The organism is Xanthomonas sp. NCPPB 1325 (assembly GCF_041477645.2).
Taxonomy (GTDB): Bacteria; Pseudomonadota; Gammaproteobacteria; order Xanthomonadales; family Xanthomonadaceae; genus Xanthomonas; species Xanthomonas cannabis.
Genome location: NZ_CM192985.1, coordinates 1,034,567 through 1,049,354, shown reverse-complemented (window position 1 = coordinate 1,049,354; position 14,788 = coordinate 1,034,567). Strand labels below are relative to the sequence as shown.

Annotated in this window: 8 protein-coding genes; 2 read left to right on the top strand and 6 right to left on the bottom strand. The window is 68.1% G+C overall.

Annotated elements, in window-relative coordinates:
* Nucleotides 1-186 precede the first annotated feature (186 nt).
* Nucleotides 187-609, bottom strand: a complete 423-nt coding sequence (gene arsC, locus ACCQ10_RS04130) for an arsenate reductase (glutaredoxin) (protein WP_372362322.1) — start codon at nt 607-609, stop codon at nt 187-189.
* Nucleotides 610-1,700: 1,091 nt separating this feature from the next.
* On the opposite strand from arsC, the gene ACCQ10_RS04125 reads away from it, so the two are divergent.
* Both ACCQ10_RS04125 and ACCQ10_RS04120 read left to right on the top strand, forming a co-directional pair.
* Nucleotides 1,701-2,120: a post-PEP-CTERM-1 domain-containing protein gene (locus ACCQ10_RS04125; RefSeq protein ID WP_372362321.1), complete on the top strand. Its 420-nt coding sequence runs from the start codon at nt 1,701-1,703 to the stop codon at nt 2,118-2,120.
* Nucleotides 2,113-3,771, top strand: a complete 1,659-nt coding sequence (locus ACCQ10_RS04120) for a PA domain-containing protein (RefSeq protein ID WP_372362320.1) — start codon at nt 2,113-2,115, stop codon at nt 3,769-3,771. Before ACCQ10_RS04125 ends, ACCQ10_RS04120 begins: the two co-directional genes overlap by 8 nt.
* Before the next feature lie 243 nt (nt 3,772-4,014).
* On the opposite strand, the gene ACCQ10_RS04115 is transcribed toward ACCQ10_RS04120, so the two are convergent.
* The 5 genes from ACCQ10_RS04115 to ACCQ10_RS04095 form a co-directional block, all read right to left on the bottom strand.
* Complete coding sequence (locus ACCQ10_RS04115; protein ID WP_372362319.1) at nt 4,015-8,517, bottom strand: cellulose biosynthesis protein BcsC; 4,503 nt, start codon at nt 8,515-8,517, stop codon at nt 4,015-4,017.
* Nucleotides 8,499-9,680: a cellulose synthase complex periplasmic endoglucanase BcsZ gene (bcsZ, locus tag ACCQ10_RS04110; RefSeq protein WP_372362318.1), complete on the bottom strand. Its 1,182-nt coding sequence runs from the start codon at nt 9,678-9,680 to the stop codon at nt 8,499-8,501. The genes ACCQ10_RS04115 and bcsZ overlap by 19 nt, the downstream gene beginning before the upstream one ends.
* Nucleotides 9,677-12,001 carry a cellulose biosynthesis cyclic di-GMP-binding regulatory protein BcsB gene (bcsB, locus tag ACCQ10_RS04105; protein WP_372362317.1) on the bottom strand — a complete coding sequence of 775 codons (2,325 nt, stop codon included), beginning with the start codon at nt 11,999-12,001 and terminating at the stop codon, nt 9,677-9,679. The genes bcsZ and bcsB overlap by 4 nt, the downstream gene beginning before the upstream one ends.
* Nucleotides 12,002-12,045: 44 nt before the next feature.
* Nucleotides 12,046-14,190, bottom strand: a complete 2,145-nt coding sequence (gene bcsA / locus ACCQ10_RS04100; RefSeq protein ID WP_372362316.1) for a UDP-forming cellulose synthase catalytic subunit — start codon at nt 14,188-14,190, stop codon at nt 12,046-12,048.
* Nucleotides 14,191-14,277: 87 nt separating this feature from the next.
* On the bottom strand, nt 14,278-14,763 hold the full coding sequence (locus ACCQ10_RS04095; protein ID WP_372362315.1) for a hypothetical protein: 486 nt from the start codon (nt 14,761-14,763) through the stop codon (nt 14,278-14,280).
* Nucleotides 14,764-14,788: the final 25 nt, after the last annotated feature.

Here is a 14,788-nt window from a genome sequence, read left to right as displayed (position 1 = left end):
GGCGTGTGGCGTACCTTGAGGTGAGCGTAGCGGTCTGCACCTCAAGGCACAGGTGCCGCCATATCCAGCGGCCGTTGCCGAAACGCAGTGCTGCATGCCGTGCCGCCATGCCATGGCGAGGTACATGACGGCCTGGGCGTCAACGCCGCGACTCGATTGCCCCGCTCTTGCCGGGCACCGCAGCGTTCAGCGCACGATCCGCTGCCCGGTGTCGTCCAGCACGCGCTCGCCGTCTTCCTTGACGAAAGGGCCGCTGGCCGGCGGCAATACCTCCAGCACCTGCTCGGATGGACGACACAGGCGCGTACCCAGCGGCGACTGCACGAACGGGCGATTGATCAGGATCGGATGCGCCAGCATGGCGCTCAGCAGGGCCGCCTCGTCCAGCGCGGGGTCGTCGAGCCCCAGTTCCAGATACGGCGTGCCCTTCTGGCGGATGGCCCCGCGTACCGACAGACCAGCGTCGGCAATCAACGACTGCAGCGTCTGCCGGTCCGGCGGCTGCTGCAGGTAGTGCACGATCTGCGGTTCGATACCGACATGCCGGATCAAGGCCAGTGTATTGCGGGACGTGCCGCAGGCAGGGTTGTGATAGATGACGACGTGCATGCGCGGCCCGACTGGTTCGATAAAGACTGGATTTTGCGATCGCTGATGACGCAGCGATACGCTCAACGCGCAGTGTACGGGGGATGCGTGAGGCTACGTGCACTGGTGCTCAGTACTTAGCACTCAGCACCAGCGCTTATCGCTTATCGCTTTTTATCGCTTAGCTCTTAGCTCGTAGCGCTTAGCGCTTAGCGCCAACACCAACACCAACACCACTTTTTAAGGGCACTTGCACGATTGTCAGCTTGGGACTTGATCGCCTCTTTGGTTAGTAGTTGTTTGCTGCTTGCTGTTTCCAGCCCACTGCCTCAATGCCGACGGTCTCGATGCAGCAGGACTGCAGGCCCCTCTCCTGCGGGAGAGGGGTTGGGGTGAGGGTACGGGGCGAAGCCGCTCACGGCGCCCGCCTGCACCAGGCTCGGCCCATACCCTCATCCGCCCCTGCGGGGCACCTTCTCCCGACGGGAGAAGGGAGCCGATGCGGATCCGTTGACGCCCTGCGGGCACCTTCTCCCGACGGGAGAAGGGAGCCGATGCGGATCCGTTGACGCCCTGCGGGGCACCTTCTCCCGATGGGAGAAGGGAGCCGACGCGGATCCGTTGGTGCGCCGGGCGCCCCTTTCTCGCCCTTGCTCCTCCCCTTCTTCGCGTAGTCGAAGACGGCGCGCCGGCGGAGTTCGCGCCCCCTGCTCCGGCACCTTTCGCTCATCCGCCGGATCGTCTCGGAGCGCTCTCGGCGCCCTCTCAGAAAACCACACGCCGCAATCAGCCTGATCCGTAAAAGCGTCAGAGCCACCGCGCAGCCGCCGGGCACCTGGGTGACACACGCGCACCGGGCCGGCCTTGGCGCCAAATTTCTGACCCGGCCCGCCTGGCGGTGCTTACTGAATTTTTGAAAACCAGCAAAACACAAGCCGCAAGCTGACTTTTTCAGGCCGCGCCCTCGCTTCCAGCGCCTCGTCTGTCAAAAGATTGACACAAGTCACGGATTCATGATTCAGTCATGAACAGACTAAATCGGAAGGATTCTCCCGAACGCCGGTTGTTGCACGGCGTTCTTTCTCTGGTTGGACCCCAAGGAAACCCCAACAATGATGAGCTTTCGCAAGCCCGGATGGATGTTGTCCGGCCTCTTGTGCGTTGCCTGCCTGCCGGCTGTGGCCGGGGCGCAGGACGTCGCCGCCAGTTCCAAGGTCGGCATCGACCCGATCACCGGCAAGTTGCGCCCACTGACCGATGCCGAAAGCGCGGCGCTGGATCAACAGGCCCAGCAGACCGGTGCGGCGTCCCGTCGCGCGACGACCGGCCCGACGCTGCCGCAGACCGAAGCGGCCGCCCGCGCTACCGAACGCCGCCTGCCCAACGGCACCGTGGCGCGCAAGTTGCCGGCCACGCAAATGAGTTCGCTGACCGCCACCCGCCAGGCAGATGGCCGTGTCGTGATCGAACACAGTGACGACGCCCAGACCCTACCCGCCCACGCCGAGCACGGAGCGCTGCCGCATGAATAAGCCCTTGTTGCTGTTGTCCCTGGCGGTGGGTGCGGCGCTCGCTCCGCTGCAGGCCTCGGCTGCCACCGTCACGCTGATCAATGGCGATGCCGGCACCGTGGTCGGCTTGAACGACCCGACCGCCGCCACGCCGCTGGGCGGCAATCCCGGGCGCTCGGTGGGCGAACAGCGCCGGATCGCCTACCAGTACGCGATGGACCTGTGGGGTGCGGTGCTGCAGAGCAACGTGGAGATCAAGGTCTATGCCTCGTTCGCGCGGCTGAACTGCACCGCCACCGGCGGCACGCTGGGCCAGGCCGGCCCGAACTGGATCGTCAACAATTTTCCCGGCGCCAAGCCGAACACGCTGTACCCGTCGGCGCTCGGCGATGCAATCGCCGGACAGGACCTGGTGCCCGACCCGGCCGATCCGGCCGACGTGTTCTCGCAGTTCAACGGCGACCTGGGCAAGGACGACTGCCTGGCCGGCTCCGGCTGGTACCTGGGTCTGGACGGCAAGACGCCGGAAGGCCAGATCAACTTCCTCAACGTGGTGATGCACGAGATCGGCCATGGCCTGGGTGCTGCCGGTTTCCTCAACAAGACCACCGGTGTGCTCGGCTCGGGCAGCGGCCTGACCGACGTGTACACCTCGCAGGCCTACGACAACGTGCAGAACAAGCGCTTCGACGACCCGGCCATGACCAATGCCCTGCGCGCCGAAGCGATGCGCACGCCGGGCCGCACGGTGTGGGCCGGGACCGGCGTCAATCGCGAGGCGGCCTTGATCCTGGATCCGCGCACCCTGCTGCGGGTGACCGCGCCCAGCGCTGCGGCGGGCAAGTTCGAGGTGGGCTTTGCCAGCTTCGGGCCGCTGGCCACCGCGCGCAACTTCCCGGCGCGTGCGGTCGTCACGGTCGATGACGGCGTTGCCGCTGCATCGAGCAGCGATGGCTGCGAGACGCCATTCGTCAATGCGGCAGCGGTGGCCGGCAAGGTGGCGTTGATCGACCGCGGTACCTGCGCCTTCGCCATCAAGGTCAAGAACGCCCAGCTCAACGGTGCGGTGGGCGTGATCGTGGCCAACAACGTCGCCGGCGTGCAGACCATGGGCAATGCCGCGCCACCGATCACCGACATCACCATTCCGGCGATCATGGTCTCGCAGGCCGACGGCGCACGCTTGAAGAGCAGCACCGCCGTGATAGCCGGGCTGTACGAGGATCCGGAGCTGCTGCAGGGCACCGACACCGCGGGCCGCACCCGCCTGTACGCCCCCAGCGTGGTGGCCGGCGGGTCGACGTTCTCGCACTTCGATACCGATCTGCAGCCGAATGCGTTGATGGAGCCGTTCGACACGCCGGAGGTGCAGGCACATCTGAACATCGACCTGACCCCAGCGATGTTTGCCGATATCGGCTGGACCTTGAACCGTGGCCTGACCCGGCTGGGCAGCTGCAACACGCTGGTGCCCACCGTGGAGCCGGGCGGCTTGATCGTCGGCGCCAACCTGACGGCCGAAAGCAGCCTGTGCAAGACGCAGAACGCAGGCAACCGCCTCGGCTACCTGACCTGCATGAACGACCACATCCGCGAGCTGGAAGACCAGGGTGCGATCAGTCGTGTACAGCAGGCTGCCACGTTCGTCTGCGCGACCAAGGTGCGCCCGTAACCCAGGCGCATGTGGCTGGAGAAGATGCGAACGGCGCCGGGAGGCGCCGTTCGTTTATCCGCGATCAGAACATTGCCTGCGGCAACGCGCGCCGATGCACGGCGTTGATGGCAGGTCACCTCCGGGCCGCGATGCGGTACGGCTGCGCGACGGCAACCGGTGCGTGCTTCACTGATGCACACACGCCCGGTTGCATGGCATCACAAGACGCCTGGCCTCACTCGCCGTGCCTCGTTGCCTGACTCAGCGATCCGCAGCATATGGCGAGGTCAGCACCTGCGGTGCGCGGCCCAGCGCGGCGCCCAGGCGATCCATCACGAAACGCAGATAGAGATTGCTGCTGAACTGGTTGTAGTCGCGTGCGTTGTTGAAGGTCATGCGCCCGCCCAGGAACAACTGCGGCGCCACCTGCCATTCGGCGGCGCCACTGAGGTTGTAGGACACCCCGGTGCGGCTTTCGCCCGCGTACACCGGATCGGTGTAGCGATCGACCAGGCCGAGCAGCGCGGCCAGCGATGCGGCATCGTAGGCGGCCTGTTGCAGGGTCGGGTCGGTAGGGAAATACGGCGTGGGATCGGTCTTGAAATGCTGTACGCCGATGCTGGCATCGACCTTCCAGTTGACGCTCTGCCCGGCGCTGCGGCCGCTCCAGTGCACCGGGAAGCCGAGGTCCACATACTCCTGCGGGCTGAAGTAACCGCCGTGGCCGTAGGTGAAGCCGCTGAGGTTCTTGTCGTACTGCATGGCGGTCAGATTGACGCCGGCAGTGAGCGACTGATTCTGCGTTTCCAGCGCGTGCACGTAGAAACCGAGATCGGCCTGGCGGTGGTCGTTGTCGGCCACGTGAGTGCCGGTCACCCGATGCGCGGCAAGATTGGCGTAGCCGCCGAGCAGGCCGTTGTCGGCGTTGGCCGACAGGGCGATGCCGTTGCTGGTCACCCCGCCCCACTCGCGACCACTGCGTGCATCCTGCGCGCCGGCGAACGAGAGCACGCTGTCGGTGACGGCGCGCCGCGATACATCGGCCGACCAGCCCGCCGCCTCGCCGAGTTCGCCGCGATAGCCAAGCCCGCCCACCACGTTCTGCTCCTGGAAGCCGATTGGCGTGCTCCCCACGTCGGCGCTGAACCCGCCATTGCGGTAGCGCACGCCGACGCCCACGCCGGTGTCGTCCTGGCTGAGCCGGCGCGCGCCGTTGCCGGTGGCGGCCATGCTGTTGAGGGTGGCCGCCAGCGCTGTGGGCGTCTGCTGCGCGGCGGCGCTGCTGCTGGCCAGCGCCTGCAGTGCGGCGCCATCGCCGGCGGCCAGTTGCGCGCTGATGGCGGTGTTGCCGAGGATGTCGCGTGCCAGCTGCGCGATCGACGTATTGGATGCGTTGACGCTGAGCAGATACGCAGGCAACGGTTGATTGGCCAGGGCGGCGGGTGTGCTGTTGTTGTTTTCGGTGAGCAGCTCGCCGAACAGGCCGGTACTCAAGGCATACCGGCGCAGGCGCTCGCGCGTGGCCGCGGTGTCGCCCTGGGTGGCAAGCAGTTGGTACACCGACGAGCTGACCAATGCATCGATCGGGCTGCGATCGGCGGCCAGCGCATCGTTCACCGCACTCTGCGGGCCGGCGCCAAAGCGGCTGGCGGTCGCGTAGTCGGTGGTCAGCGTGCCGGCATCGACCACGGTGGGCGTGAGCGTGACGCCGAGCTTGCCCTCGCCCACCGCGAACTCGGCCTGCAGCGGCATTTCGATATCGTCCAGGCGGCCCAGGCCGTCTTCGCCATCGCGCGAACGGTACAGCGCGCCACCGGCCAGGTTGTCGCTGTTTTCCGATTGCACGGCGCGCAATTCGTCGAGCACGCTATTGCCGCTGCTGGCCGGCAGCAGTGCCTGCGCCGCGGCGCCGCGCGGGCGCAGGTCGTCGGCCGGTGCCAGCGTCGGCGTGCTGCGTGCGGGCAGGCGCGAATGGCTGGGCGGCGCTGCGCTGGCGCTCACCGGCGGTGGCAAGGGATCGGCGCTGTTGCCGGCGTAGGCATACGCGTCGGCAGTCACAGGCACGGGAACGGGCGTAGCGAAGCGGACAGTGGCCGGTTGCGCGGGCAGCGGCGCCAACGCGGTCTGCGGATAGGCACTGCCGGCGTCCATGCGCTCGGACACCAGCGCCGGCGAGCGCGGCATGGCGCCGGTCATGCCGGAGAACGGATTGAGCGGGCGGCCGGAACTGGCCACTGCAGCCGGGCCGCGCGCGGCCGGCAGGCCGTTGTCGAGCTGCCCGGCCTGGCGTTGCTGCGCGGCCAACGCGGCGCGGAAATACTGCTCGGCCTTGCGGTTCTTGCCGGCACTGCGATACACCCGGCCCGCAGCCGCCAGCACATCCGGCGACTGCGGTGCCTGCGCCAGTGCGCGTTGCAGATAGCTCTCGGCAGTGCGCAGATCCGACTGTGCGGCCGCGCTGTTGGCGGCGGCGGTGAGCGCGTCCAGATCGTCGGGATGACGCTGCAGGATCTGCTGATAGATCGCCAGGGCCTGGCGCTGATCGCCGGAGGCCGCGTACAGGCGGGCCAACGCGGCCTGCGCATCGCGGTTGTCCGGCTGCTGCGCCAGGATCGGCGACAGCGCATCGTAGGCAGCTTCTAGATTGCCCAGCTCGCGCAACGCATCCACCTGGCGCAGCGTGTAGGCGCTGCGCAGCGCTTGGGCGCGGCGCAGCTGCGCCGGCGTCATGGTGGTGGATTGCAGCTGGCGCAACACGGCCGACAGTTCGGCGTCCTGATGTGCGCGCAGCAGCACGTCTGCATATTGCAGGCGGTCTTCGGTGCGCGGATTGGCACCGGTGACCAGGCGCTGCGCCAGCACCAGCGCGCGCGGGGTGTTGCCGGCGTCGGCGTGCGCGCCGGCCAGGGCGGCCAGCAGTTGCGGGTCGTCGAGCTGGTTGCCGAGCGCGGTTTCGGTACGCGCGAGCAATTGCTGCGCCTCGCCCACCCGGCCCTGTTCCACCAGCAGGCGCGCCTGACGCGCCTGCAGTTCGATCCAGGCGGTGGTGCGCAGCTGGGTCATCTCCGGCGTGCGCGCGGCGGCCGGGATGCGCTCCAGGCTGTCGTAGGCGCCCTGCCAGTCACCGCTTTCCTGTGCGAGCAAGGCGTTGGCATGCAGCGCTTCGGGTTGCTCGCCATGCACGGCGAGCAGGCCATCCATGACGCTGCGGGCCTGGTCGGGGCGACCGGCCTGCTGGTACAGACGCGCCAGATCCAGGCGGATCCAGGCATCGCCCGGGCGTTCGACCATGGCCGTTTCCAGCTCGGCCTGCGCGCTGACGACATCGCCGGCCTCCAGCGACTGGCGGGCGCGGGCGCGCTGCACGTTGGAACGCAACAGCGCCTGGCCGCCGGATTTGGCGCGTTCGGCCGCCGGCAGCCGATTGAACAGGTCGCTGGCTTCCTGCATGCGGCCCTGGCGGCTGTATAGCCCGACCAGGCCCTGCAAGGCGCCGGCGTTGTCGGCATCGCGCGACAGCGCCTTGCGATAACTGGCCTCGGCCGCGTCCGGGTCGGTGGCGGCCTGCAAGCCGCCCAGCGCCACGTGGCCGGCCGGTTCGTTGGGCAGCAACTGGACCGACTGCTCCACCAGCTGGCGTGCCTGGGCGATGTCGCCACGCGCACGCGCAGCCTCGGCCTGCTGCAGCTGCTGCCAGTAGCGGGCGCTGTCGAGTGCGCTTTTCCATTTGCCGTTGCTGGCCGCGGCCGGGCGCAGCAATTCCTGCGCTTCGGCAAAGCGCTGCTGACGCAGGCGCACCGAACCCAGCCCGCCCAGCGCTTCCGGGTCGCGCGCACGGGCACGCAGCACCTGGGTGAAGCGTTGTTCGGCCAGGCTCAGATTGTTGGCGCTCAGCGCGCGGAAGCCCTCGCCCAGCGCGATGCCATTGGGATCGGCCGGTGCCGCGGCCGCAGCAGCGCGCTGTTCGCGTAGCTGGCCGAGTTTGGCGGTGACTTCGGCATCGTTCGGGGTGCCGGCGAGAAAGGCCTGATACAGCGGCGCATCGGCACTGCTCGCATTGAGCCACAGCAGCGCCTGACGCCAACTGGTGCGCGCCGGGCCACCCACATCCGCACGCTGGGCCAGCGTGCGCAATTGCGCGATGCCTTCGCGGCGGGTGGGCTCGCGGTAGCTGAGCACCTGGGCCAGGGCCAGCTGCAGCGACGGGTTGCCCGGTTCGCTGGCCTGCAGCGTGCGCAGCCCGTTGCGGGCGCGTTCCCAGCCGGTGGGCGTGCCGGCCAGCGATTGGTAGTACTCCAGCGCCAGGTTCGGCGGCGGCGGCTTGCCGGCGAACACGGCCTCGTAGCTGCGCGCCGCTTCCACGTAGCGCCCGGCCGCGGCGGCGCGGCGGGCGTTGCGCAGGTTGGGGTCTTCGCCGACGGCGGCACTGCCGCGCGCGCCGATCGCCACGCGCAGGCGCTGGGCCTGCGGCGATTGCGGGTGGGCCGCGTCCAGTTGCTGCAGGCGCTTGCGCGCTTCGGACTGGCGCCCCTGTGCCAGATCGATCTGCGCCAGGCCGAGCAGGGCGTCGGGCTGGTCCGGGTCGATGCCGAGCAGCTTCTTCCAGGTATCGGCGGCCAGATCGTCGCGGCCCTGGTCGTGCCAGTAGTTGCCCTGCCCCACCAGTTGCTGGGTGGCGCTGGCCTGCGCCTGCGCCGGGCAGGCGAGCAGGCACAGGTCGAGCATGCCGGCGAGATAGAGCGGCGTCAGGTGTTTGCGGAGCATGCAGGGGTTCTCCAGGCAGGCAGCAGGCGCCCGTCTGCGGCAAAGCGGTAGCGGTTCTCAAGCCAGCCCTGTCCGAACAGGGCCAGCGTGCGTTCGTAATACGGCAGGGCGGCGGCTGCGGGCTCGGCGGCCGCGGGGATGCGCTGCGCCTGCGCCTTGAGCAGTGCCGGCTGACCCCGTGCGCTCAGGTATGGCAGCAGCGCGGCGGAAAACCCGACCGGCAGCGTGCCGCTGCCCACGCCACGCGCGGTGTCGGTCTTTTCGGCAAAACCGGTGCCGGCGGCGAGCAGGTCGGATGGGCCGGACAGGTCCTGCAACAACCGCGCCCGCAGCGGCTCGCCGGCATCGAGCATGCCGGCCCACAGGTACACGCGAATGGCGTCGTAGCTGCCTAGGTTGCCGCGCTTGGGATCGGCACCGAAGGCCTTGCCGTCCCACACCGTCCAATCCGGCGCAACGCCGACCGGTGCACTCTCGCGCAGCACGCGCGCCGCGTTGCCGGCGATCGCCGCCCACGGGCCCTTGGGATCGGCATTGGCGCAACGGCGCAGCAGCTGGATCGGCAGATAGCTGGGATTGAAGGTCCAGCGGCCCGGCTCGACGAATCCGCTGCGGCCGGGCAACAGCATCGGCCCCAGGCCGGGCAGCGCAACCACTTCCTGGGTGCGCATCAGTTGCAGGATCTGCTGGCCGGCCTTGACGTAGCCGGGGCGGTTCCACAGCCGGCCGGCTTCCAGCAGGGCGTAGGCAATCCACAGCTCGCCATCGCTGGCCGTGTTGGCATCGAGCACGCGCCAGCTGCCGCTGTCGTCGCGGCCCCACAGCCAGGCCGGCAGGTTGAGGTCCGGGCGGCCGCCGCACAGGTTATGGCGGGTCCAGCCCAGCACCTTGTCGAACAGCACCTGGTCGTTGGCGACCAGGGCGAAGAACAGTGCGTACGACTGCCCTTCGGAGGTGGAGCGTTGATCGGCGTTGAGGAAATCCACCACCCGGCCATCGGGCTGGATGTGCCTGGACACGAAGGCATTCCACAGCGGCCAGCTGCCGCACTGCGCAGGTGCCGGCCTGGCGCCGGCCGGCAGCGCCGCGGCCAGGCCGGCCAGTGCGCCGGCACGCAGCAGGTAGCGGCGCGTCATCGTGGTGACGTGGGCACCGGTCTTCATGCGCTGCCGCCTTCGCTGAGGCGCTCGGCGGCGTGCCGGCGCAGCAGGACGCGCGCGGCCAGGGCCAGCAGCAGCGCCAGCAGCACCACGGTGAAGGCCAGCCACACCGGATGGTGCGAGAAATACCAGCGCAGCCAGGTCGGCAGCGGCAGGTGGCCCACGTAATAGGTCTGGTTGCCGACCAGGCTGGTGACCTTCTTCTGCTGCAGCACCACCACGCTGCCCTGGAAGTCCTTGAGCAAGGTCGGGTCGAACCAGGCATCGAACAGGCGGCCCATGTTGGCGGGGTCTTCGGTCTGGAACGCGACCACGCTGCGACCGGATTTGAGCGGCGATTCGAAGCCCATCAACAGCACGTCGTCGGGCTGCGGCTGCAATGCGATCTCGCTGGTGGTGGGCAAGTCGGTGCGGCGCGCATCGAAGGACAGGAAACCGGGCAGTTTTTCGAACAGCCAGTCGGTCAGGCCGATGCGCCGGCTCTGCCCGTCCTGGCTCACCGGGAGTTGCGCGCGCCACTGCTTGAACAACGGCTGCGACTCGGCGCTGCCCAGCAGCAGCAGATCGCGGTCGGCGTGCTGCTGCACGGCGCTGGCGGCGATGATCTGCGCATGCAGCGCCGGGTAGCCGGTGGAGGCCCCGAAACGTCCGAGCAGGGTCAGCACGTTGCCCAAATCCTGGTCGCCCGGATTGTCGGGCAGCACGATCGCCGACTCGGACAAGTCGGCCAGGCGCGTGAACGGGTAACCGGCATTGGCGAAGGCCGCCAGGTTGGGCATCGCCATGTAGTGATGGAAGCCGCTCAGGTCGATGGTGGAATCGGCATCGATCGCGCCCGACACATCAGGGAAGGAGTTCTTGCACGCCTCGCCTTGCGGGCGATCGAAGAAGAAGTGGAAACGCAGCTGGCTATTGGCCGAAAACGCGCCCACCGGCAGCGTCAGGTCCTGATGCACCGGCATGCTGCCGCGCGTGCCCAGGCTGTTCCACCAGCGCATCGGCGTGGATTCGGCGAACGGGCGCCCGGTCAGCGGCAGCGTGGTCACGAACGACCGGTTGATGCTGACATTGAGCGCGGACTTGTTGTCTGCCTCCGGCACCGTGTAGCGGTATTTCAACGCCACCGGAATGCCGTCGCGCTCCCACACGAACAGGTCCGGCGGCAGCTGCAGGCCGACCCGGATCAGATCCGGGTGATAGCCGGTGACGTTGAGCGCGCCGGGCTGGCTGACCAGATCGCCGAAGCGTACCGGGCGCTCGCTGGAGACCCACTTGGGAGCATCGTAGGGCTGGCGCGGCGCCGGCGCGGACAGCTCGCCGATACGCGCCACCGCACCACTCAACGGCGCATGCAGCGCCAGCGCCGTGGCCGCGCGTTGCAGGTCCTCGGTGTTGCGGCCTAGCACCAGCAACAACTTGCCGTTGGGATCGGTGGGGTTGACCACCACCGCTACCGTCGCGCCGCGGATATCGGCCACACCGCTGTCGGCGGTGGCGAACTGCGCAGGCAAGGTGTCGGGCGTGGCGAAGACCACCGCGTTGCCGGTCGCCGGCAGACTGGTGGTCGATGCCGGAAACACCGCGCCGCGATAGCCGGCCAGGGTGCCGAACCACGAGGCCACCGTGCCAGCCGCCTGCAGCGTGGCCAGGTCCGGTTGCTGCGGAAAGTAGAACGGCAGTTCCAGCCGGCGCGTGTCGCGCACATCGAAGAACGGCACCGGCAGCAACGCCAGGTTGTTGGCCAGCGCCAGCGGCGTGGTCGTCAGCGACAGGCTGGTGGCCGCATCCACATTCGCCCACAGGCTGCTGTGGTCCGGGTCTTCGCACTCGCGCGTGTAATGGCCGATCAACTGCAGGTTGAGCTGGTTGTAGTCGGTGATCAGGCGCGGGTCGATCGGCAGATCGGCCGAGAGCAACTTGCCGGCATTGGCCTTGTCGGCGGGCAAGGTCGCCACGGTCACGCCGTTGACGGTGACCTTGACGTGCGACAGGTCCGGCAACAACGACGGCGAGTAGCTGTATCTCAGATTGAGCGTGGCGGCGGTGACGATCTCGTCGCTGCGCACGCTGAAGGGCACGCCGGCACTGCCCTGCACACCACGCAAGGTGATTTCGTAGTCGATGCCCAGATCGCGCAGTGAGGCCGCGCGCGTGCTACCGCCCGGCAGCGGCGCCAGTGCAGCAGGTGCCAGCGGCGCTGCGGTGGCGGTCTGTGCAGTGCTGCCGGCCGGTCCGTCGGTGGAGGTGGGCGCAGCCTGCTGCGCTTGCGCCAGGCCCGCCAGCAACGTCAGCGCGCAGGTCAACAGCGGCGGAGAAATTCGCATCAGTGGCTTCTTGGCAGGGGAAAGGGAAACACCAGGCATCACGCTCACGACTCCAGATCCACTGCACGTGCCGGGCGGAAGCCCTGGCGTGCGCTGTCGGCCATATGCCGGCCCAGGCGCCCGAACCCGCGCGCGCTGGCGGCCAGCACCTGGCCCATCGAGCGCCAGAACGAATCGCGGTCGTGCTGGCCCCATTGCGACAGCCAGATGTCGGCGCGCGCAAAGGTCGATGCCACCAGCCAGCGCTCCTGTTCCATCGACATCGCGGTGAACTGGATGCTGACCTGACCATCGCGGTCCTGGCGCACCACCGCCGGCAAGGTCTGCTCCACACCGCGGTGGCTGAGGCCGATCTGCACCGCCGACCCGGGCTCGATCGGCTGCGGCTGCGCGAGCTTGATCGCCATGCCGCCGGTGGAAAAATTCACCGAACGGCTTGGCAACACGCTGCCGTCGGGCAGATACAGGGTGACCGGGATATCCAACGGCACCCGATGCGCGCTGCGCACCTGGCGGGTTTCGCTGGCGGTGGCGATCGTGGCGCCCAGCAGCACCATGTTGTAGAGCGTCCAGGCCAGGTTGAACCAGATGGTCTGCTGCTCGCCGCTGCCGCCGACATACACCAGACGCAGCACGCCGGCCACCACGCCGGCCAGGTTGAGCAGCAGCAGGAACAGATAGGGCTTGGCGATCTGCGCATCGAAATAACTGCGCGCCACCAGCCCGCCCTTGGGGGTGACGTTGAACTTGCCCAGCTTGGGATTGAGCAAGGCCACCAGCGTCGGGCGGAAGATGTACCAGGCCAGCGTGGTCTCGTAGACCTCGTTCCACAGCAGGTGCCGAAAGCGGCTCTGCACGCGCAGGTTGGTCAGGTTGGCCTGCAGAAGGTGCGGCAACGCGTAGGCCAGGATCATCAGCGCCGACGCCTGGATCACGTGCGCACCGAAGAACAGATAGGCCAACGGCGCCGTGAGATAGATGATGCGCGGCAGCCCGTAGAAAAAATGCAGCATCGCGTTGAGGTAGCACAGCCGCTGCGACAGTTTGAGCCCGCGCCCCAGCAAGGGATTGTCGATGCGTGCAATCTGCGCCATGCCGCGCGCCCAGCGGATGCGCTGCGCCACATGCCCGGACAGGCTCTCCGTTGCCAGACCTGCGGCCTGCGGCACCGCCAGATACGCGGTGCGATAGCCGCGGCGCTGCAGCTTGAGCGCGGTATGCGCATCTTCGGTGACGGTTTCCACCGCCACCCCACCCACTTCTTCCAGTGCGCTGCGCTTGATCACCGCGCACGAACCGCAGAAGAACGTGGCGTTCCACTGGTCATTGCCATCCTGCAGCAGCCCGTAGAACAGCTCGCCCTCGTTGGGCACCTTGCCGTGCGTGTCGAGGTTGCGCTCGAACGGATCGGGCGAAAAGAAATAGTGCGGCATCTGCACCAGTGCCAGCCCGGTATCACGCAGGAACCAGCCCATCGCCACCTGCAGAAAGCTGCGGGTGGGAATGTGGTCGCAGTCGAAGATGGCCACATATTCGCCGCTGCATTTCTTCAACGCGGCATTGATGTTGCCGGCCTTGGCATGCGCATTGTTGGTGCGGGTGACGTAGTTGATGCCGACCTCGGCGCAGAACTCGCGGAATTCGTCGCGGCGGCCGTCATCGAGCAGGTGGATGGTGATCTTGCCGGCCGGCCAATCGATCACGCTGGCGGCCAGCACGGTAGTACGCACCACCGACAGCGGCTCGTTGTAGGTGGGGATGAACACGTCCACGCTCGGCCACAGGCGCTGGTCGGCAGGCAGCGGTACCGGCTTGCGATCGAGCGGCCACAGCACCTGGAAGTAACCCAGCACCAGGATCACGAAGGCATACAGCTCGGCGCCGAGCAGGCCCAGCCCGAGGATGAAATCCCCTGCACTGCCCAGGCCCATGGTCTGGGTCATGCGCCACCAGATGTAGCGGCACGACACCGCCAGCGACATGCCCATCATCATCAGGACCACCACGCGCCCGCCGCGCTTGCGCACCGCCAGCGCCACGGCAAACAGCACCCCGGAGAACACCAGCTGCTGGGTGACGTCCATCGGCACGGCCACCACGAAGACCAGCAGCAGCGCGCCCAGCAGCCACAGCGCCCAGGTTGCCAGCGTGGGCAGCGGCGAGACGGAACGACGGTGGGCAACGGTCATCGGGCAATCCTGAAAAACATGGCAGACGTGCGGTACGGCACCGGGATACGCGCGCTATGCGTGCCGGGCGTTACGGGTGGGCAGGCATCAACGCGAACGCAGGCGCTTGAGCGGGCTGTGCGCGTTGCTGCGGGCGTCGGCCTGCAACAGGCGCTGGAACAGCTGCTCCAGTGGCGTCTGCGCAGGCCGCGACGGCGATGGCAGGCCCCGCGGGCCGGGCTCGTCGACCTGGCGCAGCTTGCGTAACGGTGCCAGCGCATCGCTGCGCTGCAGGCTTGCGGTCTGTTCCGCCGCCGCAGCTGCTTGCAGTACCGGTGACGGCGGCGCAGCAGGTGGCGTGCCGGCTACCGGTACAGCTGGCGACGCTGGCGCGGGCGGCGCCACCGCGTCGGTCGCATCCGGCACCGCTGCGCCAGCGACCGGCGCGCCGGCAGGCAGGCCGCCGGCTTTGCGCGGCGGCAACTGGGGATAGGCGAAATCCTGGTACCCCTGACTCGCCTGCGTCCCCAGACGTGCGAACAGGCCGGACACATCGTCGTGTCCCGGTGTGTTTCTGGTGTTCTTTGGCGCCATCACATTCTCCTTGTCCGATGACCGC

Coding starts and splice junctions, on each gene's coding strand:
- arsC (WP_372362322.1), bottom strand. CDS start 609: ATGCACGTCGTCATCTATCACAACCCTGCCTGCGGCACGTCCCGCAAT.
- ACCQ10_RS04125 (WP_372362321.1), top strand. CDS start 1,701: ATGATGAGCTTTCGCAAGCCCGGATGGATGTTGTCCGGCCTCTTGTGC.
- ACCQ10_RS04120 (WP_372362320.1), top strand. CDS start 2,113: ATGAATAAGCCCTTGTTGCTGTTGTCCCTGGCGGTGGGTGCGGCGCTC.
- ACCQ10_RS04115 (WP_372362319.1), bottom strand. CDS start 8,517: ATGCTCCGCAAACACCTGACGCCGCTCTATCTCGCCGGCATGCTCGAC.
- bcsZ (WP_372362318.1), bottom strand. CDS start 9,680: ATGAAGACCGGTGCCCACGTCACCACGATGACGCGCCGCTACCTGCTG.
- bcsB (WP_372362317.1), bottom strand. CDS start 12,001: ATGCGAATTTCTCCGCCGCTGTTGACCTGCGCGCTGACGTTGCTGGCG.
- bcsA (WP_372362316.1), bottom strand. CDS start 14,190: ATGACCGTTGCCCACCGTCGTTCCGTCTCGCCGCTGCCCACGCTGGCA.
- ACCQ10_RS04095 (WP_372362315.1), bottom strand. CDS start 14,763: ATGGCGCCAAAGAACACCAGAAACACACCGGGACACGACGATGTGTCC.